24 protein-coding genes are annotated in these 25,034 nt (G+C 66.7%); 10 read left to right on the forward strand and 14 right to left on the reverse strand.

The window, feature by feature from the left end; genetic code table 11:
- Positions 1-12: 12 nt before the first annotated feature.
- The 3 genes from BMW28_RS08910 (at position 13) to BMW28_RS08920 (ending at position 4,569) form a co-directional block, all read left to right on the forward strand.
- The gene (locus BMW28_RS08910; protein WP_091816813.1) at positions 13-3,318 is read left to right on the forward strand and encodes an efflux RND transporter permease subunit; all 3,306 of its coding nucleotides are present in this window, start codon (positions 13-15) and stop codon (positions 3,316-3,318) included.
- A 1-nt stretch (position 3,319) separates the two neighbouring features.
- Positions 3,320-3,676, forward strand: coding sequence for a DUF3147 family protein (locus tag BMW28_RS08915; RefSeq protein WP_091816816.1), 357 nt, complete (start codon positions 3,320-3,322; stop codon positions 3,674-3,676).
- Positions 3,677-3,864: 188 nt separating this feature from the next.
- The gene (locus tag BMW28_RS08920; RefSeq protein WP_091816967.1) at positions 3,865-4,569 is read left to right on the forward strand and encodes a metallophosphoesterase; all 705 of its coding nucleotides are present in this window, start codon (positions 3,865-3,867) and stop codon (positions 4,567-4,569) included.
- A gap of 7 nt (positions 4,570-4,576) precedes the next feature.
- Here BMW28_RS08920 and egtB read toward each other — a convergent pair whose 3' ends face one another.
- Entirely contained in the window at positions 4,577-5,776 is a 1,200-nt protein-coding gene (gene egtB, locus BMW28_RS08925; protein WP_234970097.1) for an ergothioneine biosynthesis protein EgtB, read from the reverse strand.
- A gap of 166 nt (positions 5,777-5,942) precedes the next feature.
- Positions 5,943-6,956, reverse strand: a complete 1,014-nt coding sequence (gene egtD / locus BMW28_RS08930; protein WP_234970098.1) for an L-histidine N(alpha)-methyltransferase — start codon at positions 6,954-6,956, stop codon at positions 5,943-5,945.
- 189 nt (positions 6,957-7,145) lie between these two features.
- Here egtD and BMW28_RS08935 point away from each other — a divergent pair, with 189 nt between their 5' ends.
- A complete protein-coding gene (locus BMW28_RS08935) occupies positions 7,146-7,451 on the forward strand; it encodes a hypothetical protein (protein WP_091816818.1) in 306 nt (101 codons plus the stop codon).
- An 87-nt stretch (positions 7,452-7,538) separates the two neighbouring features.
- On the opposite strand, the gene purB is transcribed toward BMW28_RS08935, so the two are convergent.
- Positions 7,539-8,942, reverse strand: coding sequence for an adenylosuccinate lyase (gene purB / locus BMW28_RS08940; RefSeq protein ID WP_200785771.1), 1,404 nt, complete (start codon positions 8,940-8,942; stop codon positions 7,539-7,541).
- A 142-nt stretch (positions 8,943-9,084) separates the two neighbouring features.
- Between purB and BMW28_RS08945 the strand changes: the two genes are divergently transcribed.
- The 5 genes from BMW28_RS08945 (at position 9,085) to BMW28_RS08965 (ending at position 13,027) form a co-directional block, all read left to right on the forward strand.
- A complete protein-coding gene (locus BMW28_RS08945) occupies positions 9,085-9,702 on the forward strand; it encodes a glutathione S-transferase family protein (protein ID WP_091816824.1) in 618 nt (205 codons plus the stop codon).
- A 149-nt stretch (positions 9,703-9,851) separates the two neighbouring features.
- On the forward strand, positions 9,852-10,139 hold the full coding sequence (locus tag BMW28_RS08950) for a FeoA family protein (RefSeq protein ID WP_091816827.1): 288 nt from the start codon (positions 9,852-9,854) through the stop codon (positions 10,137-10,139).
- Positions 10,129-12,030 (forward strand): ferrous iron transport protein B, encoded by a 1,902-nt coding sequence (feoB, locus tag BMW28_RS08955; protein WP_091816831.1) that lies wholly within the window; start codon positions 10,129-10,131, stop codon positions 12,028-12,030. The genes BMW28_RS08950 and feoB overlap by 11 nt, the downstream gene beginning before the upstream one ends.
- Positions 12,031-12,049: 19 nt before the next feature.
- The gene (locus BMW28_RS08960; RefSeq protein ID WP_091816834.1) at positions 12,050-12,232 is read left to right on the forward strand and encodes a hypothetical protein; all 183 of its coding nucleotides are present in this window, start codon (positions 12,050-12,052) and stop codon (positions 12,230-12,232) included.
- A 66-nt stretch (positions 12,233-12,298) separates the two neighbouring features.
- On the forward strand, positions 12,299-13,027 hold the full coding sequence (locus tag BMW28_RS08965) for a TerC family protein (protein WP_091816836.1): 729 nt from the start codon (positions 12,299-12,301) through the stop codon (positions 13,025-13,027).
- A 135-nt stretch (positions 13,028-13,162) separates the two neighbouring features.
- Here the strand turns inward: BMW28_RS08965 and BMW28_RS08970 are convergent, their stop codons facing one another.
- The 11 genes from BMW28_RS08970 to aroC form a co-directional block, all read right to left on the reverse strand.
- Positions 13,163-14,365 carry an ABC transporter permease gene (locus tag BMW28_RS08970; RefSeq protein WP_091816838.1) on the reverse strand — a complete coding sequence of 401 codons (1,203 nt, stop codon included), beginning with the start codon at positions 14,363-14,365 and terminating at the stop codon, positions 13,163-13,165.
- Positions 14,366-14,402: 37 nt separating this feature from the next.
- On the reverse strand, positions 14,403-15,602 hold the full coding sequence (locus BMW28_RS08975; protein WP_091816840.1) for an ABC transporter permease: 1,200 nt from the start codon (positions 15,600-15,602) through the stop codon (positions 14,403-14,405).
- 15 nt (positions 15,603-15,617) lie between these two features.
- On the reverse strand, positions 15,618-16,601 hold the full coding sequence (locus BMW28_RS08980; RefSeq protein WP_091816842.1) for an HlyD family secretion protein: 984 nt from the start codon (positions 16,599-16,601) through the stop codon (positions 15,618-15,620).
- Positions 16,602-16,626: 25 nt separating this feature from the next.
- Positions 16,627-18,087 carry a TolC family protein gene (locus tag BMW28_RS08985; RefSeq protein WP_091816846.1) on the reverse strand — a complete coding sequence of 487 codons (1,461 nt, stop codon included), beginning with the start codon at positions 18,085-18,087 and terminating at the stop codon, positions 16,627-16,629.
- The gene (locus BMW28_RS08990) at positions 18,077-18,949 is read right to left on the reverse strand and encodes a MerR family transcriptional regulator (RefSeq protein ID WP_091816849.1); all 873 of its coding nucleotides are present in this window, start codon (positions 18,947-18,949) and stop codon (positions 18,077-18,079) included. Before BMW28_RS08990 ends, BMW28_RS08985 begins: the two co-directional genes overlap by 11 nt.
- A gap of 99 nt (positions 18,950-19,048) precedes the next feature.
- Entirely contained in the window at positions 19,049-20,035 is a 987-nt protein-coding gene (gene corA / locus BMW28_RS08995) for a magnesium/cobalt transporter CorA (protein WP_091816852.1), read from the reverse strand.
- Positions 20,036-20,362: 327 nt separating this feature from the next.
- Positions 20,363-22,042, reverse strand: coding sequence for a cation acetate symporter (locus tag BMW28_RS09000; RefSeq protein ID WP_091816854.1), 1,680 nt, complete (start codon positions 22,040-22,042; stop codon positions 20,363-20,365).
- A complete protein-coding gene (locus BMW28_RS09005; protein ID WP_200785772.1) occupies positions 22,042-22,362 on the reverse strand; it encodes a DUF485 domain-containing protein in 321 nt (106 codons plus the stop codon). Before BMW28_RS09005 ends, BMW28_RS09000 begins: the two co-directional genes overlap by 1 nt.
- Positions 22,363-22,637: 275 nt before the next feature.
- Positions 22,638-22,952, reverse strand: a complete 315-nt coding sequence (locus tag BMW28_RS09010; protein ID WP_091816857.1) for a hypothetical protein — start codon at positions 22,950-22,952, stop codon at positions 22,638-22,640.
- 36 nt (positions 22,953-22,988) lie between these two features.
- Entirely contained in the window at positions 22,989-23,405 is a 417-nt protein-coding gene (locus BMW28_RS09015) for a hypothetical protein (RefSeq protein ID WP_091816859.1), read from the reverse strand.
- Positions 23,406-24,500 (reverse strand): chorismate synthase, encoded by a 1,095-nt coding sequence (aroC, locus tag BMW28_RS09020; RefSeq protein ID WP_091816862.1) that lies wholly within the window; start codon positions 24,498-24,500, stop codon positions 23,406-23,408.
- A 51-nt stretch (positions 24,501-24,551) separates the two neighbouring features.
- Here aroC and BMW28_RS09025 point away from each other — a divergent pair, with 51 nt between their 5' ends.
- The gene (locus tag BMW28_RS09025) at positions 24,552-25,007 is read left to right on the forward strand and encodes a DUF2214 family protein (protein WP_091816865.1); all 456 of its coding nucleotides are present in this window, start codon (positions 24,552-24,554) and stop codon (positions 25,005-25,007) included.
- Positions 25,008-25,034: the final 27 nt, after the last annotated feature.

Consider the following 25,034-nt stretch of genomic DNA (forward strand, 5'->3'; position numbering starts at 1 on the left):
AGGCGACCCATCGTGAACGTCTCCGCCTATTCCATCCGCAACCCGATTCCGGCGATCCTGCTGTTTGCGCTGCTGACCCTGGCCGGTCTGCTGGCGTTCAAGAACACCATCGTGCAGGATTTTCCGGACATCCAGTTGCCCATCGTCACCGTCACGGTGGCGCAGCCCGGCACCGCGCCGGCCCAGCTCGAGACGGAGGTCGCGCGCAAGGTCGAGAACTCGGTGGCCACCGTCTCCGGCATCAAGAACATGTACACCACGGTGCTCGATGGCATGGCCACCACCACGGTGGAATTCCAGCTCGAGAAGAACATCACCGATGCCGTGACCGAGGTGCGGGATGCCGTCTCGCAGATCCGCTCCGACCTGCCGGCCGATGTGCGCGAACCCATCATCAGCAAGCTGCCCACCGCCGGCCGCGTGGTGGAAGTGCATGCGGTGCAGCTCAAACCCGGCACCGGCTGGGACCAGCAGCAGCTGAGCTGGTATGTGGACAACACCGTCAACAAGCGCCTGCTCAACATCAAGGGCGTGGGGGCGGTCAAGCGCGTGGGCGGCGTCACGCGCGAGGTGCAGGTGATCCTGCAGCCCGAGCGAATGCAGGCGCTGGGCGTGACAGCGGCCGATGTGTCGCGCCAGATCGGCCTGGTGCAGCAGGATGCGCCCAGCGGCCGCGGCGAAGTGGGGGGCGGCGAGCAGAGCGTGCGCACCGTGGCTTCTGCCCGCAGTGCGGACGAACTGGCGCAGCTGCAGATTCCGCTGGCCAGCGGCGGCACCGCGCGCCTGAGCGATGTGGCCGAGGTGAAGGACACGGTGGCCGAGCAGCGCGCCGAGGCGCTGGTCAACGGCAAGCCGGTGGTGGCGATCGAGATCTTCCGTTCCAAGGGCGCCAGCGAGGTGGGTGTGTCCACCGAGATCGGCAAGGCCATGCAGGAGCTGCAGCAGCAGAATCCGGACGTGGTCATCACCCGCGTGATCGACAACGCCACGCCGGTGCAGGAGAACTTCGAAGGCAGCATGCACCTGCTGTACGAAGGCGCCATTCTGGCGGTGCTGGTGGTGTGGCTGTTCCTGCGCGACTGGCGCGCCACCATCGTGGCGGCCACGGCGCTGCCGCTGTCCATCATCCCGACCTATCTGGGGCTGGCCTACTTCGGCTACACGCTCAACGGCGTGACGCTGCTGGCGCTGGCGCTGGTGGTGGGTGTGCTGGTGGACGATGCCATCGTCGAGATCGAGAACATCTCGCGCCATCTCGCCATGGGCAAGACGCCGTTCCAGGCCGCGCTGGAAGCAGCGGACGAGATCGGCATGGCGGTGATTGCCACCACCTTCGCGCTGGTGTCGGTGTTCCTGCCCACCGCCTTCATGAGCGGCATTTCGGGCATGTTCTTCAAGCAGTTCGGCTGGACGGCGGTGCTGGCGATTCTGGCCTCGCTGGCCGTGGCGCGCCTGCTGACGCCGATGATGGCCGCCTACCTGCTCAAGCCGCACAAGGGCGTGCGCGTGGTGGAGGAGCATGGGGACGTACCGCCCGACCAGTCGCATGACGGCCCGGTGATGCGCTTCTACATGCGGCTGATGCAGTGGTGTCTGCGCCATCGCCTGGCCACCATCCTTGCCGCCATCGGCTTCTTCGTTGGCTCACTGATGCTGGTGCCGCTGCTACCCACCGGTTTCGTGCCACCGGCCGACCGCGGCCAGACGCAGATCACCATCGAACTGCCCCCCGGCAGCACGCTGGACGACACGCGCCATGCGGCCGAAATGGCGCGCACCAAGCTGGCACAGAATCCCAATGTGGTGAGCATCTACTCGTCCGTGGGTGGCGGCTCCAGCGGCGACGGCTTCAAGCCCGGTGCGGCTGCCGAGGTGCATCGTGCCGTGCTCACACTCAATCTGGTGCACCGCGATGACCGCACCGCCAGCCTGGCCGATATCGACACCCAGATCCGCTCCGTGCTGGAGACGATTCCCGGCGCGCGCTTCCAGGTCGGCAGCGGCGACATGGGCAGCAAGATGGAACTGGTGCTGCTGGGTGACGACCCGGTGGTGCTGACGCAGGCCGCACGCGAGGCCGAACGCCAGCTGCGCACCCTGGAAGGCGTGGGCGGGGTCAGCTCCAGCGCCGCGCTGGTGCAGCCCGAGCTCATCATCCGTCCCGACTTTGCCCGTGCGGCCGATCTGGGCGTGTCCACCGCTGCCATCGCGCAGACCGTGCGCGTGGCCACCGCCGGCGACTACGACCAGCAATTGCCCAAGATGAACCTGGCCGACCGCCAGGTGCCGATCCGCGTCAAGCTGCCCGACGATGCCCGCACCAGCGTGGCCGATATCGAGCAGCTGCTGGTGCCGAGCCGCGCCGGCATGATCCCGCTGATCAACGTGGCCACGGTGAGCCTGGAAAGCGGCCCCTCCGTCATCAGCCGCATCAACCGCAGCCGCAGCGTGCGGCTGGAAGTGGAGCTGGGCAGCCGCACTCTGGGCGAGGTGAACGAGGAAGCGCGTGCGCTGCCGGCGTTCAGCCAGCTGCCACCCGGCGTGCGCATTGCCGAGCTAGGCGACGCGCAGGAAATGCAGGACCTGTTCAACAGCTTCGGCATCGCCATGATGATCGGCGTGCTCTGCATCTACGGTGTGCTGGTGCTGCTGTTTCACGATTTCATGCAGCCGGGCACCATTCTGGGCGCCCTGCCCATGGCAATCGGCGGTGCCTTCGTGGCCTTGCTGATCACCGACAAGGCGCTTTCCATGCCCAGCATGATCGGCCTGATCATGCTGATGGGCATCGTCACCAAGAACTCCATCCTGCTGGTGGACTACGCCATCCTTGCGCGCGAGGACGGCAAGAGCCGCACCAACGCCCTGATCGATGCCTGCCACAAGCGCAGCCGCCCCATCGTGATGACCACCATCGCCATGGGCGCCGGCATGATGCCGCTGGCCATGGGTCTGAGCAAGGGCGACCCGAGCTTCAACTCGCCCATGGCCATCACCGTGATCGGCGGCCTGCTCACTTCCACGCTGCTCAGCTTGCTGGTGGTGCCGGCGCTGTTCACCTACGTGGACGACCTCAAGCTGTGGCTGACGCGCCGCTTCGGCCTGCGCGAGCAGCAGCGCAAGCAGACCACGGCGCAGGAAGCGACGGCTGCGGGCGACTGGAGTGCCGTGGGCGGGGAGCCGGCCATCGCTGACAGCGCGGAGTCTGCCGCGCCGGCTGCGGCGTCCGGCATGGCTTCCGGTTCGGAAATCCCTGGTGCCGGGGCGACAGCGCAGCCACGCGCCAGCTCGCCGGATGCCGCTTCCGGGAGCTCCTGACATGCTGTCCCTGTCCCTGAGCCTGAAGGCCCTGTTCTCGGCGGTCATCATCGTTGCCGTCGCCGAACTGGGCAAGCGCAGCAGCTTCTGGGCGGCGGCGCTGGCATCGCTGCCGCTCACCTCGCTGCTGGCCTTCGTCTGGCTCTACCTGGATACGGGCGACACCGAAAAGATCGCGGCCACTGCCGGCAGCATCTTCTGGCTGGTGATTCCGTCGCTGCTGCTGTTCGTGCTGCTGCCCTGGTTGCTGCGCAGTGGCTGGGGGTTCTGGCTGGCCCTGCTGACATCCAGCGTGGCGACGGCGCTGGCCTATGCGCTGATGGTGTGGCTGCTGCCGCGCTTGGGCGTCACGCTGTAAGCATGTAAGCGCGCACCACGCACACGCAAGCAGAAGCAGAAGCAGAAGCAGAAGCAGAAGCAGAAGCAGAAGCAGTTTCGCCGCGCAGGCACCGGGCAGGGAGCCATGACGCGATCATGGATTTCATGCTGCACCGCAGCAAACCAACCTCCGTTTGGTTTACAGTGACGCTGTACCAAGCCATTCCCATGCAGTACCGCTACGTTCACCATGGCCGCAATCTTCGCGGCACCGATTACGCCGTCGGAGACATCCACGGCTGTTTTTCCGCCCTGCAACGCGCGCTGGACGCCATCGGCTTCGACCCCGCCTGCGACCGCCTGTTTGCCCTCGGCGATCTGGTCAACCGCGGGCCGGAATCCGGCCAGGTGCTGGACTGGCTGGACAAGCCCTGGTTCCACGCCCTGTGCGGCAACCACGATTTCATGGTCTGGCGCGATGCCGAGGAAGACCCCTATCCGCACGTGGACCACCGCCAGCACGGCGGCGAGTGGCTGGGCCTGCTCCCCGCCAACCAGCGCCGCCTGATCGGCCAGCGCCTACGCACCCTGCCGGTTGCCGCCGAAGTGGACACTGCCGCAGGCCCCGTCGGCCTGCTGCATGCCGAATGCCCGTTCGACGACTGGCAGCACATGCGCGAAGGGGCGCTGTCACAGCAGGATCTGCATACCTGCCTGTGGGCCCGCACCCGTTTCCGCACCCATGACGCCACCCTGATCCAGAATATCCGTGCCGTGGCGCACGGCCACATGACGATCGCGCAGGCGCGCAAGCTGGGCAACCGCTTCTATCTGGATACCGGCGGCTGGATGCCCGGACACGGACATTTCACCTTCCTGAACCTGGCCACGCTGGAGTGGATCGTGCGGGACGGGGCGCCAGCCCTGGCCTGATCCGGTCTCAGGCGTCCAGATCCCGCGCCAGCCGCACCCCCGAAAACTGCCAGCGCGCCCCCCCCGGAAAGAAGTTGCGATAGCTCGCGCGCGCATGCCCGGCAGGCGTTGCGCAGGATCCGCCGCGCAGCACCATCTGGTCGGCCATGAACTTGCCGTTGTACTCCTGCACCGGCCCGTCCCACGGCCTGAAGCCCGGATAGGGCAGATAGGCGCTTTGCGTCCACTGCCAGGCGGCATCGTCCACCTGCTGCAGGGCATCGCGCCGCGTGCGCACGGCATGCTCCCATTCGGCCTCGGTCGGCAGGCGCCAGCGCTGGCCGGTGCGGTGCGCAACCCAGGCGGCATAGGCCGCCGCTTCGTACAGGCTGATGTGCACCACGGGGGCCTGGGCCGATAGCGGCACCTCGCCCCGCAACGAAAAACCCATCCACCCGCCATACGCACTCTGCCGCCAGTAGGCCGGCGCCACAATGCCCTGCTGCTGCACCCAGTCCCAGCCGGCACTCAGCCACCAGCGCACCTGCTGGTAGCCGCCATCCTGCACAAACTCCAGCCAGTCCGCTTCGGACACCAGCTGGCTGCGCAGCACATAGGGCTCCAGCCAGACGCGGTGCGACGGCGTCTCGTTGTCGTAGGCAAAGTCCTCCCCGGCATGCCCGATCCGGACCAGCCCGCCTTCCAGGGCCACGTCGGTACGCGCGGCGGGATCGGCCAGCGCCGGCTGCGGCGCATCGGCGGCATACACGGCGCGTGCGGGGCAGGGATGACAGGACAGCAGATGCAGGATGTCGGTCAGCATCAGCTCCTGATGCTGCTGCTCGTGGTGCACGCCCAGCCACACCAGTCGGGCCACCTCGGGCGGGCAATCCGGCTGCTCCAGCAGGCGCCGGATGCGCGCCTCCACCTCGGTGCGGTAGCGCAGCACCTCCGCCAGCGAAGGCCGCGTGATCAGCCCGCGCCGCGGCCGTGCATGCTGCGGCCCGATGGCGTGGTAGTAGCTGTTGAACAGCATGCGGTAATCCGCGTCGAAAGGCCGGAAACCCGGTTCGTAGGGCTCCAGCACAAAGGTCTCGAACAGCCAGGTGGTGTGGGCCAGATGCCATTTGGCGGGGCTGGCGTCGTTCATGCTCTGCACCTGGCAGTCTTCCTCGCTGAGTGGTGCAATCAGGGCCAGCGAGGCGGCGCGCACATCGGTGAAGCGCATGGCGAGGTCGTCCGGAACCGCAAACGGTAGTCCGGCAGCCGGCGACTCCGTGGCTGTGGTCGGGACAGGAGCAGGCGCAGGCGCGCCACCCGATCCCGGCCGTGCAGGCGAAGCAGACAGGGTGTGTGCCGCTGTCTGCGGCGGAGATGCGGGATTGTCGGTGCGGTCAGGCCGTGGCGGCAAAGAGGGCGAAGCGGTCATGGTCATCCGTCCAGTTGCGCGGGGCTTGCCAGCCGGCCTGTCGCAGGCAGGCGGCAAAGCCATCCAGCGTCCATTTGTAGGAGTTCTCGGTGTGGATGTATTCGGCATCGGCGAAATGCCGCTCGCCGCCGGGCCAGCGCACCGTCTGGGCGCCGATGGCGGCCAGACGCATTTCCACGCGCTGCCGTTCGCCATCCACGTGGGCGATGTGTTGCCACTGGCGCGGATCGAAGTCCGCTCCCAGCAAACGGTTGATATGCTGCAGCACATTGCGGTTGAAGGCCGCCGTCACGCCCACGGCATCATCATAGGCTGCCTGCAGTTCGGCGGCAGATTTCCACAGATCCACCCCGATCAGCAAGGCGCCGCCGCGCGCCACGGCACGCATCTCGCGCAGCAGGCGCACCGCCTGTTCCGGCTCGAAATTGCTGATGCTGGATCCGGGGTAGAACAGCACGGCGGGGCGCTCCACATGAGCGGCCAGCTGCGGCAGATCCCAGACCAGATCCAGCGCCACGCAGCGCATGCGCACGCCGGGATGGCGGGTGCGCAGGCCCAGCAGTGCGTGTTCCACATGCTCGCGTGCCAGATCCACGGCCAGATAGTCGGTGCAGCCCAGCGGTCCGAACCAGAACGGCGCCTTGCCGCAGCTGCCGGCGCCCAGATCCACCAGTGGCGCCTGCCTGCCGACATGCGCGACCAGAAAGGCGGCAATCGCATCCCGATGCTGTTGCGCAATGGCCCGCTCGGTGCGCGTGGGGTAGTACTCGGACAGCTCGGTGATGGCATCGAACAGGTGGCAGCCGAGCGGGTCGTACAGGTAGCGGGGCGAAATGCTGGCCTGCGGCTCCAGCAGGTGCGCGGCAATGCGGGCGCGCTCATCCCGGGGTGTATCGGGCACTGGTGCGGGGTGTGTTGCGGGGGCCAGGGCAAGGTCGTCGGTGGCGGTCATCAGGCGGATCTCCAGCTTGGCGTGCATGCGACATGCTAGACCGGGACTGTGACCGGTGCATGTGGGACTGGGCCGCGATGTACGCTGCCCGAGATATCCTGAACGTCAGGGGTGCAGCGAGGCCCGGAAACAAGGCATACTCCATGGCGTGCTGTTTTTGGCTACGGGATTTCCCGGGCTGCTGACACAGTGCAGTTCCGGTCGTCTCCCCGCATCATGCGCAAGCTTTCCAAACACCCCGTCGCCTTCCTGCTCGTCTGCGCCACGCCGCTGCTGGTGTTCATCGCGCTGGTCATCGCGTTCGGCCTGTTTGCGGAAAGCCGGCTGATCGACGCGCTGTTCTTTGCCGGCACCCAGCTGGCGCTGATGAGCATTCCGATCGGCTCGGGGCTGGCACTGGCCTACAGTTGGCAGAACCGCGCCCGCCTGCGCGCGGACCGCGAGTATGTGGCCTGGCTGCTGGCCCTGGGTCACCTGATACTGCTGGGCCTGTCTCTGGTCTTCATCTACTGGATGATCTGAGGCCTGCAAGCAGACAGCCTTACCCGCCTCCGGAAACGAAAAAGCCACCGGCCTCGCGGCGGGTGGCTATGCCATGCTGTCAGGCAATCAGGCGCGGCGTGCCAGCTCGGCGGCCTTGCCCACATAGCTACCCGGCGTCATCGCCAGCAGGCGTTCCTTCTCCGCTTCCGGAATCTCCAGACCGCGGATCAGATTGTGCAGATCGGCAGCCTGCACGGTCTTGCCGCGCGTGACTTCCTTCAGCTTCTCGTAGGCACCCTGCACGCCATAGCGGCGCATCACGGTCTGGATCGGCTCGGCCAGCACTTCCCAGGCCGCGTCCAGATCTTCAGCCAGACGCTCCTCGTTCAGCTGCAGCTTGCCCAGGCCGGTCATCAGCGACTGGTGCGCCAGGATGGCGTAACCCAGCGCCACGCCCATGTTGCGCAGCACGGTGGAATCGGTCAGGTCACGCTGCATGCGGCTGATCGGCAGCTTCTCGCTCAGGTGGCGCAGCAGCGCGTTGGCCAGGCCCAGGTTGCCTTCGGCGTTCTCGAAGTCGATCGGGTTGACCTTGTGCGGCATGGTGGAGGAGCCGATCTCGCCTTCCTTCAGCTTCTGCTTGAAGTAGCCCAGGCTCACGTAGCTCCACACGTCGCGCGACAAGTCGATCAGGATGGTGTTGCTGCGCGCCACGGCGTCGAACAGCTCGGCCATGTAGTCGTGCGGCTCGATCTGGATGCTGTAGGGCTGGAAGGTCAGGCCCAGGCCGATCGGCTCGGGCGTCTCGATCACGTTCCTGCTGAAGGCTTCCCAGTCCATGTCGGGGGCAGCGCTCAGGTGGGCGTTGTAGTTGCCCACGGCGCCGTTCATCTTGCCCAGCAGCGGCACTTCGGCGATCTTGGCGCGGGCCTTGTCCAGGCGCACCAGCACGTTGGCAAATTCCTTGCCCACAGTGGTGGGGCTGGCGGTCTGGCCGTGGGTGCGGCTCAGCATGGGCACTTCGGCAAACTTCTGCGCCATGTCGCGCAGCGTGTTGCAGATGGCGTCCAGGCCGGGCAGCAGCACCTGCTCGCGGCAGGCCTTGAGCTGCAGCGCGTGGCTGGTGTTGTTGATGTCTTCGCTGGTGCAGGAGAAGTGCACGAATTCGGACGCGGCCTGCAGCTCGGGGCGGCCGTCGAACTTGCCCTTGATCCAGTATTCCACGGCCTTCACGTCGTGGTTGGTGGTCTTCTCGATGTCCTTGATGGCGCGGGCGTCATCCAGGGAGAAGTTCTTCACCAGCTCCAGCAGGTACTTGCGGGCACCGGGCGTGAGCGGCTTGAACTGCTCCATGCCGGCATCGCTCAGGGCCATGAACCAGGCCACTTCCACCTGCACGCGGGCGCGCATGTAGCCGTATTCGCTCATGCTGCTGCGCAGGGGCTTGAGTTTGGCGGCGTAGCGTCCGTCCAGCGGCGATACGGCGGTGACAGGGGTGAGTTCGAGGGAATTCGCTTGCATAGGCTGCATTGTAGAGAAACTGCACGCCCGGTGGGGTGTCATGCTGCAGTGCAGCAACACTTGCCGGATACGGGCTTTTACAACTGGGGCGCCAGACCTGTTGCGGAGTGCACCGATACAATGAGGCCTTCGTATCAGAACAGCAGACGGCATGAAACTCTTTGGCTCCACAACCAGCCCCTACGTGCGCAAGGTGCGCGTGGTGATGGCGGAAAAGAAACTCGAATACCAGTTCGAGCCGACCGACGTGTGGGCCGCCGATACCGACATCGCCGCTACCAACCCGCTGGGCAAGGTGCCCACGCTGCAATTTCTCAAGTCGGGCGACGTGATCTACGACTCGCGCGTCATCGCCGAATACCTCGACACCCTCAGCCCCGTCGGCAAGCTGGTACCGGCCTCCAGCCGCGACCGGCTCGACGTGAAGGTGTGGGAAGCGCTGGCCGATGGCGTGTGCGATGCCGGCGCGCTGGCGCGGCTCGAAGCCGTCTGGAATGGCCGCAGCGAGGCCGAACGTAGCCAGGCCTGGATCAACCGCCAGCTGGCCAAGGTGCAGGCCGGCGTGGCCGAGATGGACCGCCGCCTGGGCGATCAGCCGCATTGCTGCGGCGTGCACCTTACCCTGGCCGACATCGCCGTGGGCTGCACGCTGGGCTGGCTGAGCTTCCGCTTCCCGCAGATCGACTGGCGCGCCGAGCATCCCAACCTGGCCCAGCTGCAGGACAAGCTCGAACAGCGCCCGAGCTTTGCAGAAACCATGCCGGGCTGAGGCGGGACGCAGCCGGATCATGCAGGCCTTCGCGCACAGTGCCGCAAGCTTGATCCAGCGCAAACAATGCAGGCCTGCCCCGTGGTGCAGTGATTTCCAATCGAGTATGATTCTCATTTAGAGCGAATCACAGCGGGCTATTCACGATCATGCAACACAGTCAACAGGGGGCAGAGGGCATGCGCCTGCACGCGCTGCCCATCGGCCAATGGGCCACGGTGCGCCGGGTGCTGCCCGGCGCTGGCGGGGAAGACGATGCGCTGATGCTGCGCCTGCTGGAAATCGGTTTCGTGCCGGGCGAACCGGTCCGCATCATGGCGTCCGCCGGCTTCGGGCGCGATCCCTTGGCCGTGCGCGTGGGCCACACCACCTTTGCCCTGCGCCGCCACGAGGCGGACCGTATCTGCGTGACGCCGGGAGTGGCCGATGCGCACTGAGCCGCTGCACTTCCAGCCGCGCGGGTCGCGCCAGCCGGAGCGCATCGCCCTGCTCGGCAACCCCAACTGCGGCAAGACCGCCCTGTTCAACCTGCTGACCGGCAGTCGCCAGAAGGTGGCCAACTACGCCGGCGTCACGGTGGAGCGCAAGGAGGGCATCGCCGTCACGCCGCGGGGCCGCAGCGTGTTCGTGCTCGACCTGCCCGGCACCTACAGCCTGCATGCCGCCTCGGCCGACGAGGCGGTCGCGCGTGATGTGGTCACCGGTCGCAGCAAGGAGCCCATGCCGGATCTGCTGGTCTGCGTGACGGATGCGACCAACCTGCGGCTGAGCCTGCAGCTGGTGCTGCAGGCACGCCAGCTCGGCCTGCCGATGCTGGTGGTGCTGAACATGACCGACATGATGCAGGCCGCGCATATCGAGATCGACCGCGAGGCGTTGTCGCGGGAACTGGGTGTGCCGGTGATCGACGCCGTGGGCGTGCAGGCCGAGGGTGCCCAGACGCTGCTGCGCGCGCTGGACGACCCGCTGCCGCCCCCGCCACGCCAGGCCCTGCCACAGGACTGGGGCAAGCCGAGCATGGCCGACGTGATGGCGCTGCAGTCCGAAGTGCGCCGCATCCACCGCCATGCCGTGCACGAGCCGAAAAAGAAGCTGCAGACCAGCGACCGCATCGACCGCGTGGTGCTGCATCCGGTCTGGGGCCCGCTGCTGCTGGCGGCGGTGCTGTTCCTGATGTTCCAGGCGGTGTTCAGCTGGGCGGCCTGGCCCATGGACCTGATCACCGGCAGTTTCGATGCCCTGGGCGGCTGGATCAACCAGCACATGCCCGAAGGCGTGCTGCGCAGCCTGATCGTCGATGGCGCCATTGCCGGGGCGGGCGGGGTGCTGGTGTTCCTGCCGCAGATCCTGATCCTGTTCCTGTTCATTCTGGCGCTGGAGGATTCCGGCTACCTGCCGCGTGCCGCCTTCCTGCTGGACCGTGTGATGGGCAAGGTCGGCCTGTCCGGCCGCTCCTTCATCCCGCTGTTGTCGAGTTTTGCCTGTGCCGTGCCCGGCATCATGGCCACGCGCACCATCGGCAACTGGCGCGACCGCCTGATGACCATCATGATCGCGCCGCTGATGACCTGCTCGGCGCGCCTGCCGGTGTATGCACTGCTGATCGGCGCCTTCATCCCGGCGCGCAAGGTGTGGGGCGTGTTCAACCTGCAGGGCCTGGTGCTGTTCGTGCTGTATGTGGCGGGCATTCTGTCGGCCATGCTGGTGGCCTGGAGCATGAAGCGCTGGCGCAAGAATGTGGGCTATTCGCCCCTGCTGATGGAGCTGCCGGCCTACCGCTGGCCCAATCTGCGCAACCTGCTGCTGGGCCTGTACGAGCGTGGCTGGATCTTCCTGCGCCGCGTGGGCACCGTCATTCTGGCCTTCACCATCGTGCTGTGGTTCCTGTCCAGCTTCCCGGCCCCGCCGGACAGCTTCACCGGCCCGGCCATCGAGTACAGCTTTGCCGGCCGCCTCGGCCGTGCGCTGGAAGTGGTCTTCGCGCCCATCGGCTTCAACTGGCAGATCGCCATCGCGCTGGTGCCCGGCATGGCGGCACGCGAGGTGGTGGTGGGGGCGCTGGGTACGGTGTACGCCCTCTCCGGCAGTGGCGATGGCGTGGCTGCATCGCTGGCGCCGCTGATTTCCGCGCAATGGTCGCTGGCGACAGCGCTGTCGCTGCTGGCCTGGTTCGTGTTTGCACCGCAGTGCCTGGCCACGCTGGCCGCCGTGCGCCGCGAAACACACAGCTGGCGCCATGTCTGGATCATGGCGGCCTATCTGTTCGGCCTGGCCTATCTGGCCAGCTTCCTCACCTACCGCATCGCCGTGGCGCTGGGGGCGGGCTGACCATGGCAAGGAGCATCCCATGTGGCAGGAACTGATCGTCTACCTGATCGTGGCAGTGGCTGCGCTCTACACCGTGTGGCGCCTGATGCCGGCGGCCTGGCGGCAGCGCCTGGGCGGCAAGCCGGGGGGCTGTGGCGACGCCGGCAGCAGCGATGCCTGCGCCCATTGCCCGAGCAAACGGGACGGTGGCAGCTGCCACTGACACCCCTGCGCAGCGCACGGCTCGTACAATGACGGCTGTGCGGCGCGGAGCGCCGGAAAGGATTTTATGGAGTTCCTGTCTCCCGGCTGGTGGTCGTCACTGCTGGCCATCATTCTGATCGACCTGGTTCTGGCGGGCGACAACGCCATCGTGATTGCGCTGGCAGCGCGCAACCTGCCCAAGCACCTGCAGCGCCGTGCCATCGTCTGGGGCACGCTGGGCGCGGTGGTGGTGCGTACCCTCATGACCATCGGCGTGGTCTGGCTGCTGCGCATCCCCGGCCTGATGCTGGTGGGTGGTCTGGGCCTGATCTACATCGCCTACAAGCTGCTGTCGGACGAAAGCCACGACGAGGAAGGCGGCGAAAGCGCCACCTCGTTCTGGGGCGCGATGAAAACCATCGTGGTGGCCGATGCCCTGATGGGCGTGGACAACGTGCTCGGTGTGGCCGGCGCGGCGCACGGCGCCATCGATCTGGTGATTGCCGGCCTGCTGATCAGCATCCCGATCATGGTGTTCGGCAGTTCGCTGGTGCTCAAGCTGGTGGACCGCTTCCCCATCATCACCTTCCTTGGCGCCGGCGTGCTGGCCTTTACCGCGGCCAAGATGATCGTGAACGAGCCGTGGCAGCTCAAGGCCTTCTTTGCCACCAGCCCGCTCTGGTACTGGGGCTTTGTCGCCCTGGTGGTGGCACTGGTGCTGCTGGCCGGCTGGCGCCGCCAGCGCAAGGTGCACCAGATGGAAGTGCAGGAAGTCAACGAGGCGCTGGCACGGCAGGAAGCCGGCAAGCCCTGACGCGGGGCGATCCATTGTTCAGGGGCGAGGCTTTGCCTCTGTCCCGTCGTGGCGGTGTAGCCTGCTGCGAAGCAGCCAAAGCAGCCAAAGCAGCCAAAGCAGCCAAAGCAGCCAAAGCAGCCAAAGCAGCCAAAGTCAGCGGTCGGCAGCCTTGCCGCGCCGCCCCATCCAGGCCAGCAGCGTAAATCCCGCACTCCCCAGCCCCAGCAGGGCCAGCAATTGCGGTGCCACATCGTGCAGGCTGGCACCCATCTGGTTCAGCCGGATCGAGGCCTCGATGGCCGCAGTGCTCGGCGAGAGCCAGCGCAGCACTTGCAGCAACTCGGGCAGCGCGCTCACGGGCCAGGGATGGCCGCTCAGGAAGAACAACGGCAGTGCGCCGAACAGCAGCAGCTGCATGGCGCGTTCGCGGTTGCGCAGTACCAGGCCCAGCAGGCAGCCCAGCGCGGCACAACTCAGGCTGAACAGCGCAATCAGCAGCACGCTGACCGGCACGTTGCCGCCATGACCATAGCCCTGCCACTGAAACAGCCAGCCGAAATAGAAGGCGCCCAGCAAGGCATTCGGAATCGCCAGCGCAATCACGCGTCCGGCCCAGCCGGCGGGGCTGGTGGAGACCGCGTGCGGTTCGGTGTTACCGGGCGCAGATGGCTTCTGCGACTCGGATACAGGCTCTCCCCCGTTGCTGCCCGCCGTTTCCGCCTCGGCCCAGGTGCCAATCAGCATGCCGGCAGCCATCAGCAGGGTCTGCTGCAGGATCAGCATGGCTACCGCCGGCACCAGGCTGCTGCCATAGCCCTCGGTCGGGTTGAACTGTGCCACGGCCTGTAGCGGCACCGGATCGCGCAGGGCGTTGGCGATCTCGGGAGGCACGCCACGGGCGCCCAGCTGGCGCAGCTCGATGCCGGCAGACACCGTTCCCACCGCCTCGGCAAAGCCGTACAGCACGGTCTTGTTCAGCAGCAGATAGCTGCCGTTGGCGGCGACGGGCACCACCGCCTGCCGGCCACGCAGCACGTCGCGCTTGAGATCGCGTGGGAGCACGGCGTAGCCGACAATGCGGCCATCCCACAGCGCCTGCCGTGCCTCCGCCTCGGAAGCGAGCGGCTGCACCTGCAGGCGCGGACTGGCCTGGGCAAAGCGCGTGATCTGGCGCGAGAGCCCCGAGTGATCCAGATCCACCACGGCCACCGGCACGCGCTGCGCCACCTCGGTGCTGTAGGGCCAAGGATAGAAGAAACCGTACAGCAAGGGCGCCAGCACCAGCAGCAGCACCATGCCGGCATCGGTGAAGGAGGCACGCCAGGTGGCCAGCCATTCGCGCAGCAGGGTCCGCATCAGCAGCCCTCCGGCATCGGGTGGGGACAGGCCGCCATCAGCGCGCCCCCCAGCGTTCAGGCAGCGCCTGGGCGCGGCGCAGGGCCAGTGCAGACAGCCCCAGCGTCGCCAGCGTGCCACCTGCCAGACCGGCCAGCGGCCACCAGGCCAGCGTCAGGGGAGCCTGCATTTCCAGCATGCGCACCTGCAGCTGCAGGTAGTGCGTCAGCGGCAGTGCGTTGGCCCAAATCTGTGCGCCGGGCGGCATGGCCAGGATCGGGTAGCCGACACCGCTGAAGGCAAAGGCCGGTGCCGTGATGAAGCCGGTCATGGACAGTGCCATGCGCAGCGACAGTGTCAGCGAAGCCGCCAGCGCGCCCAGTGCCACCGACAGCAGCACCAGCAGCAGCAACCCGGTCCAGGTGACGACCCAGGCGGCAGGCGCGGCGTGCAGCCGGGTCGTCATCAGCGTGAAGGCCACGCTGGCGGCGGCCATCATGCCCAGCATGGGCCAGATCACCTTGCCCAGAATGGCGGCCAGCAGGGCGCTCCAGCCCGGCAGCGCGCCCACGGGCTCGCCGATCGCATCACGCAGCCAGACGTCCAGCGAGCGGTCGCGCAGCTTGCGGCCCATGGCCCAGGCGCCCGCCGTCATGGCCAGGATGTGCAGCAGCGCCGGCATCAGCGTGGTGGCGAGGAACACCTGGTAGTTGGCAGACACATTGAACAGGCCGGTGGCGTCCAGCCGCAGCGGTGCCAGCGCAGCGTGTGCCTGGGCCGGACTCTGCCCCCGGCGCATGCGTGCCTCCAGCTCGATGCCGGCAGACAGGGCGCCGATGGCCGCGCGCACATCGCGCTGTACCGAGCCCGACGGCATGCTGCGCTGCGCGTTGTGCACCAGCACCACGCGCGTGGGCCTCTGCGTGGTCACCTGCCGGGCAAAATCCGGCGGAATCTGCACATAGGCCTCGATCTGCCCGCTGCGCAGCGCCTGTTCGGCATCGTGTTCGCTGGTGAGGGTGCGCGTGATGTCCAGCCCCGGCGAGGCCTGCAGCAAGCGCGCCGCCTGGCGCGACAGGGCGCTGTGGTCCTGGTCCAGCAGGCCGATCGGCAGTTTGCCCGGCAGGCCGGCCGAGAAAATCCACCATAGCAGCAGCACGGTCAGCATGGGCACCAGGCTGATCATGGCCAGATCCCAGGGATCCTCGCGCAGGCGCTCCCACTCGTGCAGGGCGCTGGCTTGGGCGATGCGCAGCATGGCTCGGATTCCCGCTCAGGGCTGCACCAGCACGCTCATGCCCGGCCGCACGCCGGCTACCGGCTGAATGGGGCGAGCCTTGATCTCGAAGGTGCGCATGTCGAAGCCCTGGTCGCTGCGCGTGGCGCGCCAGGTGGCGAAGTCGGGCAGCACCGAGCTGGCAGTCACCTTGAAGGTGACCTTGTCCTGCTTGAGTGCCGGAATGCTGCCCTCGAACTGGCTGCCGATGGCAAAGCGCTGCACGCGGTCCTCGCGCACGTTCAGCACCAGCCACTGGTCGTTCAGGTCGACCACGGTGACCACCGGCACGCCCTGCGGGGCAATCTCGCCCACCTTGGCATACACCTTGGCCACCTCGCCTGCCACCGGGCTGGCCAGCGCGGCTTCCGACTGCGCCACGCGCGCCTCGGCCACCACGGCGGCGACCTGACGCTCCTGCGCATTGGCGGCAGCGCGGTCCTCGGCGCGGGCGCCGGACAGGGCCAGGTCGTACTGGGCGCGTGCTGCGCGGGCCTGGTCGCGCGCCGCCACGAAGTTGGCGTAGGCCTCGTCACGCTTCTGGGCGGCAACCAGTCCCTCGCGCGCCAGCCGGTCCACGCGCTGCCAGCTCTTGCTGGCCAAGTCAGCCGCCGCCTGGGCGCGCTGCCAGTTGGCGCGCGCCATTTCCACTTCCTGCGGACGGGCGCCGTTGGCGGCCTTGCGTGCCACGGCACTGGCAGCATCGCGCGCGGCCTGCGCCTGGGCCACCTTGGCTTCGATCTCGGGGCTGTCCATGCGGATCAGCGCGTCGCCGGATCGCACCTGCTGTCCTTCCTGCACCAGCACCTGCCCGATGCGGCCGGCCACCTTGGGTGCCACATCGGTTTCCTGGGCCTCCATCTGGCCCTGGAGCACGACCGGCGGCGGTGCCGCGGCACGCCACAGGCCATAGCCGATGGTGCCTGCCACGGCCAGCAGGGCCAGGGCCAACACGGTCTTGCGGAGAGTGGTTGTCTGCATGGAGAGCTTTCCGGAATGCGGGGGATCAGCGCAGGCGCACGTCGGCGCGCTGCGCGTATTGGTCGAACTGTTCGGGCACGCCGGCACTGTCCAGCAGGCGTGACAGGGCCAGTACGTAGTCGTGCGCCGCCTTGGCGCGTTCGGTTTCCACCCTGGTGTACTGGGTATGGGCGTCGATCAGGTCGATCATGGTGCTGGTGCCCTCCCGCAGGCCGCTGGAGCGCAGGCGCATCATTTCCTGCGCCAGCTGCACGCTCGGGGTCAGCGACAGGTACTGCTGGCGCGCGTCATCGACGGCGCGCCAGTTCTTCTCGACCAGCAGCGCGATGTCGCTGCGCACCTGGGCATCGGTGCGTTCGGCCTGGATGATCTTCTGCGCTGCGGCCTGCTGCATGCTGTGCCGGTCCACGGACGACCACAGCGTCCAGTGCGCCTGTACGCCGGCCACCCAGCTGGCATTGCTGCGCTGCAGCTCGCGCCGGCCGAACAGCGCGACGGTGGGTTTCCAGCGCGAGTTTTCCAGCGCGTGCAGCTGCTCGGCCTGGGCCTTCTTGGCGGCCACCTTGTCCAGCCCGGGATGATGGCCCAGGGCCAGCTGCCGGAACTGCTCCAGCGGCGGCAGCGGGCGGGTGTCGACAAACAGCGGCGTGCTCGGCTGCACGGCCTGTTCGCTGTGCAGCAGGCTTTGCAGGGCGGCCTGGGCCAGCGCCAGATCGCCCTGCGCCTTGAGCTGCTCACGTCGTGCCTGCTCCAGTGCCACGCTGGCCTGCAGCCGGTCCACGCGCGCAATCATGCCGACCTGCAGCAGACGCTCCGCGGCGTGGTCGTGCTCGGCAATGGTGCTGGCGGCCTGCTGGCGCAAGGCCACCGCCCGGCGTGCCAGCTGCACGCCGAAATAGCGCTGCACCAGCGTGTCCTCGAGCTGGTGCGTGGTGGCCTGGGCATCGGCCTGGGCTTCATCCTGCTGGGCGGCACTGAAATCCTTCACGGCCTGCGTCGCGCCGCCGGTATACACCGGCCACACGGCACTGATTGCCTGGCTGTTGCGCGTGCCCTTCAGGTGGTAGGGCAGCGCATCGGGAATCGCCTGGGGCAGGCGGGTGGCCAGCTGCCCCACGGGCTGGGCCAGCGGGCCGAGGGCGGGCAGCAACGGGCCCAGTTCGGACAGCCGGTTGCCGATTTCCTGCTTCGCCTCTGCCAGATCCAGTTCGCCATGCAGGCTGTAGCGGGTGTGGCTGGCCGAAAGCCCCACGATGGGCCCGCCCAGACCCTGCAGGCCCTGCGTCTGCAGGCGCTTGCTCTCCACGGCGGCCCGGGCTGCGGCAAGCTGGTCGGATACCTGCAGCAGGCGGGTGCGGGCGTCCTGCAGGCTCAGGGCCGTGGCCGCCGACGTGCGTGTCGCTGCATCCGGTGCGCCCTGCACGGCGGGCGCTGCTGCACAGAGCGCGGTCGCCAGAATCCAGGCAGTGAATCGCTCAGGCCGCATCCGATTGTCCGGAAGTCTCGTCGCGGGACGCGTTAGCCGCCATGCCGGCAGCCAGCGGCTGCAGGTTCTCGGCCAGATGCTCGGCCTCCTGCTGCAGGATCACCGGCAGCATGGCCTGGACGGCCTCCAGCAGCAGCAGCGGGGCACTTTGCAGCAGACGCTGCACCTGCTCGTCCTGATCTGCCTCGGGGCGCCGGCCGGCCTCCTGCAGCACGGTGCGCAGGCTGCTGCGCACCAGACGGCGCAGGTCGCGGCTCACGGCTTCCTGCATTTCCAGCGCGTCGTCCAGCGGCACGCCCATGTCGGATAGCTGCTGCGCCACGGCGCGCAGGCCGGGTGTCAGGTATTCGATGCTGCCATCGGGCAGGATGCGCTGCAGGCCGCTGCGCACCAGCTGCTCGGTCTGGGCCGGCGTGAAGTCGGCGCGCCAGGTGGCCTCGATGGTGGACAGGGGCAGGCGCAGCGCTTCCTGGTCCACCGGAATATGCCAGGACAGCACGCGCGCCAGATCGCCCAGCTTGTTCCAGGCACCGGAGGCCTCGTTGCGGTTGTTCTGTTCCACCACGGCCTTGATGCGCTCCAGGCTCAGGCCCTGATTGCGCAGCATGCGGATGGCCTGCAACTGCGCCAGATGCTCCTCGCCGTACAGGCCGAGCCGGCCGCGCAGCGTGGGCGGCGGCAGCAGGCCGGCGCTGTTGTAGGCGCGGATGTTGCGCACCGTCATGCCGACCTGGGTGGCCAGCTCCTCAATGGTCATGGTGTGTGAACTGGCGGGACGGCGCTGCTGCACGGCACGCAGGGCGCTGTCCGTGGCAAGCACGGTCTGTGGGGGTTCGGAAGGCGAAGGGCTGAATTCGGTCATGGGTGACTTTCTATGTGACAGCGATTATGTCACATGAGAGATGTCATATAAAGGGCAAACCCTATCCTGCCATATCGGCAGGCCATCGGCCACAGGGTTTTACTTGAGCCAGCCGCGCTTGCGGAAGTACCACATGGGCAGCAGGGCGCTGGCAATCATCAGTCCGAGCGCCCAGGCGTAGCCATACTGCCACTCCAGTTCCGGCATGAAGCGGAAGTTCATGCCGTACAGGCTGGCCACCAGCGTCGGCGGCAGCAGCGCCACGCTGGCCACCGAGAACAGCTTGATGATCTTGTTCTGGTTGATGTTGATGAAACCGACCGTCGCATCCATCAGGAAGTTGATCTTGTCGAACAGGAAGGTGGTGTGGCTGTCGAGCGAGTCGATATCGCGCATGATCTGGCGCGCTTCCTCGAACTGCTCGGCATTGAGCATGCGGCTGCGCATCATGAAGCTGACGGCGCGGCGCGTGTCGGTCGCGTTGCGGCGGATGCGGCCGTTCATGTCTTCCTGGCGGGCAATGGTGGCTAGCACCTCGCCGGCCACGTCGTCGGTCACGTCGCCTTTCAGCACGCGGGTGCTGGCGTGCTCCAGCTCCTCGTGGATTTCCTCCAGCGTGTCGGCGCTGTACTCGGCGTCGGCGTCGAACAGCTTGAGCAGCAGTTCCTTGGCATCGGTGATCAGCCCCGGCATGCGGCGCGCGCGCAGGCGCAGCAGGCGGAACACCGGCACCGTGTCGTCGTGGATGGAGAACAGGATGTTGTAGCTCTTCAGCTCCGGATTGCTCTGGTTCAGGATGAAGGCCACGCGCTCGGTGCTCGGGTCATCGAAATCGGCCACCAGAAAGTCGGCGCGGATGTGCAGCTCGCCGTTGTCTTCCTCGTAGAAGCGGGCGGATTCCTCGATGTCCTCGTCCATCGCGTCTTCCGGGATGGACAGGCCGTAGTGCTGCTTGATCCAGCGTTTTTCCTCGAGGGTGGGGTCTTCCAGATCGACCCAGATCGGCGTGAACCGGGTCAGCTCCTCGAGCGACTCGATCTCTTCCTGAAACAGGCGGCCATTGGCCAGCGTGAAGATGTTCAGCATGACGGATATTCCTGCGGCCACGCGCAAGGCATGGCCGGTATGGCGGGGGATAACGGCGATGGGGAGGCTTCCGCTGCCCGCGACCGCCGGCTCGGGGCCGCGAATCCGTCAGGGGGCGGAAGCTAGCAACTAGGGCTGGGTTCCATGGGGTGTAAAGCAAATGCTCCACATGATGAAGAAGCCGAAATTATCGCACTGCAACATGACGGCCACAAGGCATGCCGCGCGCCGCGGGCGTCCGCCCAACGAAAAAACGGGCGTGCCGTTGCTGGCACACCCGTTTCAAGGCGTTTGCGGCACCCGGGGCAGCCCGGGCACCGGTTGCGATCAGTGGTTCGATGCGGAAGCCGCGCCGTAGCCGGTCTGGGCACGCACGTACTGGTCGTCGAAGGCCTCGATCTCGTTCTTTGCACGCACGCTGCTGTCCGTCTTCGAGAAGATGTAGGCCAGCAGGAAGGCCACCGGCATGGCGAACAGGGCCGGCTGCGTGTACGGGAACAGCGGAGCGGCATTGCCCAGCACGTCCACCCACACGGACTTGGAGAACAGCACGAACAGCACGGCAGACACCAGGCCGCCGTAGCCGCCCCACAGCGCGCCGCGCGTGGTCAGGCCCTTCCAGTACATGGACAGGATCAGCACCGGGAAGTTGGCGGCAGCCGCCACGCCGAAGGCCAGACCCACCATGAAGGCGATGTTCTGCTTCTCGAAGGCGATGCCCAGCACGATGGCCAGCAGGCCCAGTGCCACGGTGGCGTACTTGGACACGCGGATCTCGTCGGTCTCGGAGACCTGGCCCTTCTTGATCACGCGGGCATACAGGTCATGCGAGATGGCGGAGGCACCGGCCAGCGCCAGGCCCGACACCACGGCCAGGATGGTGGCAAAGGCCACGGCAGCCAGGAAGCCCAGCAGCATGTTGCCGCCCACGGCCTTGGACAGGTGCATGGCAACCATGTTGCCGCCACCGATCAGCTTGCCCTGCAGGTCGCCGCCTTCGAAGAACTCGGGGTTCTGGCCGACGATCACGATGGAGGCCAGGCCCATGATGAAGATCACGTTGAAGAAGTAGGCCACGAAACCGGAGGCGTACAGCACGGACTTGCGCGCTTCCTTGGCGTCGGTCACGGTGAAGAAGCGCATCAGGATGTGCGGCAGGCCGGCGGTGCCGAACATCAGGCCCAGGCCCAGGGAGATGGCGGTGACCGGATCGGCCAGCAGGCTGCCCGGATACATCAGCTTGTCGCCCAGCTTGTGCACTTCGGTCACGCGGGTGACCATCTCGCTGTAGGAGAAACCGAACTGGCTGAAGGCCAGCACCATCACCAGCGTGCCACCTGCCAGCAGCAGGCCGGCCTTGATGATCTGCACCCAGGTGGTGGCCACCATGCCGCCGAAGGTCACGTAGACCATCATCAGGATACCCACGGCGAAGATGGCGACGTTGTAGTCCAGGCCGAACAGCAGCTTGATCAGCTGGCCGGCACCCACCATCTGCGCGATCAGGTAGAAGCAGACCACGGTCAGCGAGGAAATCGCAGCCATGGTGCGGATCTTGCCTTGGTCGAGGCGGTAGGCGGTGATGTCGGAGAAGGTGAAGCGGCCCAGGTTGCGCAGGCGCTCGGCCATCAGGAACAGGATGATGGGCCAGCCGGCGAAGAAGGCCATCATGTAGATGTAGCCGTCGTAGCCGGAGGTGAAGGTCATGGCCGTCAGGCCCAGCAGCGTGGCGGCAGACATGTAGTCACCCGCGATCGCCATGCCGTTCTGGAAGCCGGTGATGCCGCCGCCGGCGGTGTAGAAATCGGCCGCCGACTTGGTGCGGCGTGCCGCCCAGTAGGTGATCCCCATGGTCAGTGCCACGAAGATCAGGAACATGATGATGGCGTGCCAGTTGGTGGCCTGCTTCTGGATGGCGCCTTCCATGGCGGGGCCGGCGGCCAGTGCCAGTGCGGGAGTGGCCAGCAGCGGCGCAGCCAGCAGACGGGAAATCAGTTTGCCCTGCATTATTTGCCTCCCTTGGCTGCGTCGCGGATGATCTTCTGGTTCAGCGCGTCGAACTCGGTATTGGCGCGGCGCACGTAGTAGGCGGTCAGCACCCAGAACAGCACGAACAGGAACAGTTCCAGCACCACGCCCACGGTGAACTTGGAACCTTCCGCGATGGGCTGGCCCAGGGCGGTGGGGTTGAAGGCCACGGTCAGCACGAAACCGTAGAACAGCACCAGCACGATCACGGCCAGTGTCCAGGCGAAGCGGCTGCGCTTTTGCACCAGCTCCTTGAATTGCGGATGGTTCCGCATGTTTTTGTAGATGGCACTGCTCATGGGCCGCCCCTTTCTAGTTGACGTTTGCGTTAACTTCAATTTATCCGGAGCGGATTGTAGGGGGCTGAGTTTCGTTCTGGCTTACAAAGGGCGAAAACTGTCGGATTAACGACAAAACAAGGGTTTTTGCCGAGACTTGGCGGGAAATGAAAGCACGATGTGGAAAATGAAACAAGGGTTAACCCTTAGTTAAGGTATCCGGCAAGCCTTCACATCCGCCTGCTCCATGGTCAGCCCCTGAAAAAGGCATGCCGCGACGGTGTTGCGCAGGGGTTTCAGGCCGTCCAGACGGGGTCGCTGCCGCTGTCCGGCGCGCGATCCAGCAGTCCGTGTTTGACCAGCCGCTTCTGCTCGTCGGGCGTGGGCCCGCGCTGCAGCTGGCGCTGAAAATCGGCCAGGATGGCACCGTCCCCGTGGGCGAGGTAGTAGTCCCAGCGGTTGCACTGGCCGTAGGTCTTGTGGTTGCCCTCGCCCATGCCCGAGGGAAACATGTTGGCATTGAGCGTGGCCAGGTGTTCCAGGATGCTGGCGTCGTCGTCGCCGGCCAGTTTCATGTGGGCGATCTCGCCGAACACATCGCGCGTGCGCACGCCGAAGTCGTCCTCGTTCTCGATGGCGAGCGGAAACTACAGCTCGCTGCGCCCGCCCACCTTCTCGAGGCACAGGGTGTACTGGTTGAGCCAGGCATGGGCCTCGCCCATCTCGCGCGAGCGGGCGTAGGCCTCGGCCGAGCCAAAGCTGTCCATCGCGTTCCACTGCTCCGGGTAGAACAGGGCATGCCCCAGCTCGTGCGCCAGCGAGGAATAGCGTGAGTGGGTGCGCTGTGCCGGATCTTCCGGCACGTAGAAACTGATCGCCGAAGGGTGGCCGTTGGCCGCGGAAAAGGCTGCCGGAATGGCCTGCACGCGCCCACCCTGCGCATAAAAGCGCGTGAGCTGCTCCCACATCGGCGGCGTATTGCGCACCGCCTGGATTTCCGGCTCGGGAAAGCCGGCCGCACGCAGGTCGGCCAGCATGGCGATGGGGTCGGGAGCAGCAGGCATTCAGCCGAGACGGGCCACGTCCGGCGTATCCACCTGCACATCTGCACACTGGGCGCGATGGCGCAGCGCATGCTCCATCACCACCAGCGCCAGCAGCGCCTCGGCAATCGGCGTGGCGCGGATGCCCACACAGGGGTCGTGCCGGCCCTTGGTCTGCACCACGGTCGGGTTGCCGTGCAGGTCGATGGAATCGCGCGGCGTCATGATGGAACTGGTCGGCTTGATCGCGATGCTCACTTCCAGATCCTGCCCGCTGCTGATGCCGCCGAGGATGCCGCCGGCATGGTTGCTGGCAAAGCCCTGCGGCGTTGGCGAATCGCCGTGGTAGCTGCCTTTCTGCGCCACCGTGGCAAAGCCGTCGCCAATCTCCACACCCTTGACGGCATTCAGGCCCATCATGGCGTGCGCGATGTCGGCGTCGAGCCGGTCGTAGATCGGCTCGCCCAGGCCCACCGGCACGCGGGTGGCCGTCACGCGCAGTTTGGCGCCGCAGCTGTCACCGGCCTTGCGCAGGCTGTCCATGTAGGCCTCCAGCGCGCTCACGTCGGCGCAGGGGGCAAAGAACGGGTTGTCGGGCACATGTTCCCAGCCCTCGAAGGGGATCGGCAGCTCGCCCAGTTGCGTCATGCAGCCGCGGAATTCCATGCCGAACTTTTCCTTCAGCCATTTCTTGGCCACCGCGCCGGCAGCCACGGTCGGAGCCGTCAGGCGAGCGGACGAGCGCCCGCCGCCGCGCGGATCGCGGATGCCGAACTTGTGCCAGTAGCCGTAGTCGGCATGGCCGGGGCGGAAGGTCTGCAGGATCTCGCCATAGTCCTTGCTGCGCTGGTCGGTGTTGCGGATCAGCAGGCAGATCGGGGTGCCGGTGGTGCGGCCCTCGTACACGCCGGAGAGGATTTCCACCTGGTCCGCCTCGGCGCGCTGCGTCACGTGGCGGCTGGTGCCGGGACGGCGCCGGTCCAGATCGGGCTGGATGTCTGCCGCCGACAGCAGCATGCCCGGCGGGCAGCCGTCGATCACGCAGCCAATGGCCGGGCCGTGGGATTCACCAAAATTGGTGACTGCAAACAGGTTTCCTAGGGTATTGCCGCTCATTCCGCGATTATCGGGGATAAGCTAGCGGATGCCCTGATTTTTGGAGTCCCCATGCTCGAAGCCACCCTCGCCTATCTGCATTTCATCGCCATCCTGAGCATGACGGTGTTCCTCGGCTCCGAAGCGGCGCTGTGCCGCACCGAGTGGATGAACGGCGCCATGCTGCGCCGTCTGGTGCGGGTGGACCTGATCTACCTGACCTTTGCCGTGCTGGTGCTGGCCAGCGGCACGGCGCGCATGGTGTGGGGGGCCAAGGGGCTGGACTGGTACCTGGCGCAGCCGCTGCTGCACCTGAAAATCACCATCTTCCTGGTGATGCTGTGGCTGTCGGTGCGCCCCACGCTGCGCTTTCGCCAGTGGGTGCGTGCGCATGAAGCCGATGGCAGCCTGCCGTCCGAGCCGGAAGTGCGGCAGATCCGCCGCCGCATCATGGTGTCCTCGCACCTGATGCTGCTGATTCCGCTGCCGGCCGTGCTGGTAGCGCGCGGTTTCAACTTCACCTTCTGATCATGCCCCGTTTTTGCCCCATGGCAA

The sequence above is a fragment of the Allobrachymonas denitrificans DSM 15123 genome (genome assembly GCF_900110225.1).
Taxonomy (GTDB): domain Bacteria; phylum Pseudomonadota; class Gammaproteobacteria; order Burkholderiales; family Burkholderiaceae_C; genus Brachymonas; species Brachymonas denitrificans.

Bases quoted from the DNA above. Each gene is read 5' to 3' on its own strand.
- BMW28_RS08915 (WP_091816816.1), top strand. From the start codon at position 3,320: ATGCTGTCCCTGTCCCTGAGCCTGAAGGCCCTGTTCTCGGCGGTCATC.
- BMW28_RS08920 (WP_091816967.1), top strand. From the start codon at position 3,865: ATGCAGTACCGCTACGTTCACCATGGCCGCAATCTTCGCGGCACCGAT.
- egtB (WP_234970097.1), bottom strand. From the start codon at position 5,776: ATGCGCTTCACCGATGTGCGCGCCGCCTCGCTGGCCCTGATTGCACCA.
- egtD (WP_234970098.1), bottom strand. From the start codon at position 6,956: ATGCACGCCAAGCTGGAGATCCGCCTGATGACCGCCACCGACGACCTT.
- BMW28_RS08935 (WP_091816818.1), top strand. From the start codon at position 7,146: ATGCGCAAGCTTTCCAAACACCCCGTCGCCTTCCTGCTCGTCTGCGCC.
- purB (WP_200785771.1), bottom strand. From the start codon at position 8,942: ATGCAGCCTATGCAAGCGAATTCCCTCGAACTCACCCCTGTCACCGCC.
- BMW28_RS08945 (WP_091816824.1), top strand. From the start codon at position 9,085: ATGAAACTCTTTGGCTCCACAACCAGCCCCTACGTGCGCAAGGTGCGC.
- BMW28_RS08950 (WP_091816827.1), top strand. From the start codon at position 9,852: ATGCAACACAGTCAACAGGGGGCAGAGGGCATGCGCCTGCACGCGCTG.
- feoB (WP_091816831.1), top strand. From the start codon at position 10,129: ATGCGCACTGAGCCGCTGCACTTCCAGCCGCGCGGGTCGCGCCAGCCG.
- BMW28_RS08960 (WP_091816834.1), top strand. From the start codon at position 12,050: ATGTGGCAGGAACTGATCGTCTACCTGATCGTGGCAGTGGCTGCGCTC.
- BMW28_RS08965 (WP_091816836.1), top strand. From the start codon at position 12,299: ATGGAGTTCCTGTCTCCCGGCTGGTGGTCGTCACTGCTGGCCATCATT.
- BMW28_RS08970 (WP_091816838.1), bottom strand. From the start codon at position 14,365: ATGCGGACCCTGCTGCGCGAATGGCTGGCCACCTGGCGTGCCTCCTTC.
- BMW28_RS08975 (WP_091816840.1), bottom strand. From the start codon at position 15,602: ATGCTGCGCATCGCCCAAGCCAGCGCCCTGCACGAGTGGGAGCGCCTG.
- BMW28_RS08980 (WP_091816842.1), bottom strand. From the start codon at position 16,601: ATGCAGACAACCACTCTCCGCAAGACCGTGTTGGCCCTGGCCCTGCTG.
- BMW28_RS08985 (WP_091816846.1), bottom strand. From the start codon at position 18,087: ATGCGGCCTGAGCGATTCACTGCCTGGATTCTGGCGACCGCGCTCTGT.
- BMW28_RS08990 (WP_091816849.1), bottom strand. From the start codon at position 18,949: ATGACCGAATTCAGCCCTTCGCCTTCCGAACCCCCACAGACCGTGCTT.
- corA (WP_091816852.1), bottom strand. From the start codon at position 20,035: ATGCTGAACATCTTCACGCTGGCCAATGGCCGCCTGTTTCAGGAAGAG.
- BMW28_RS09000 (WP_091816854.1), bottom strand. From the start codon at position 22,042: ATGCAGGGCAAACTGATTTCCCGTCTGCTGGCTGCGCCGCTGCTGGCC.
- BMW28_RS09005 (WP_200785772.1), bottom strand. From the start codon at position 22,362: ATGAGCAGTGCCATCTACAAAAACATGCGGAACCATCCGCAATTCAAG.
- BMW28_RS09015 (WP_091816859.1), bottom strand. From the start codon at position 23,405: ATGCCTGCTGCTCCCGACCCCATCGCCATGCTGGCCGACCTGCGTGCG.
- aroC (WP_091816862.1), bottom strand. From the start codon at position 24,500: ATGAGCGGCAATACCCTAGGAAACCTGTTTGCAGTCACCAATTTTGGT.
- BMW28_RS09025 (WP_091816865.1), top strand. From the start codon at position 24,552: ATGCTCGAAGCCACCCTCGCCTATCTGCATTTCATCGCCATCCTGAGC.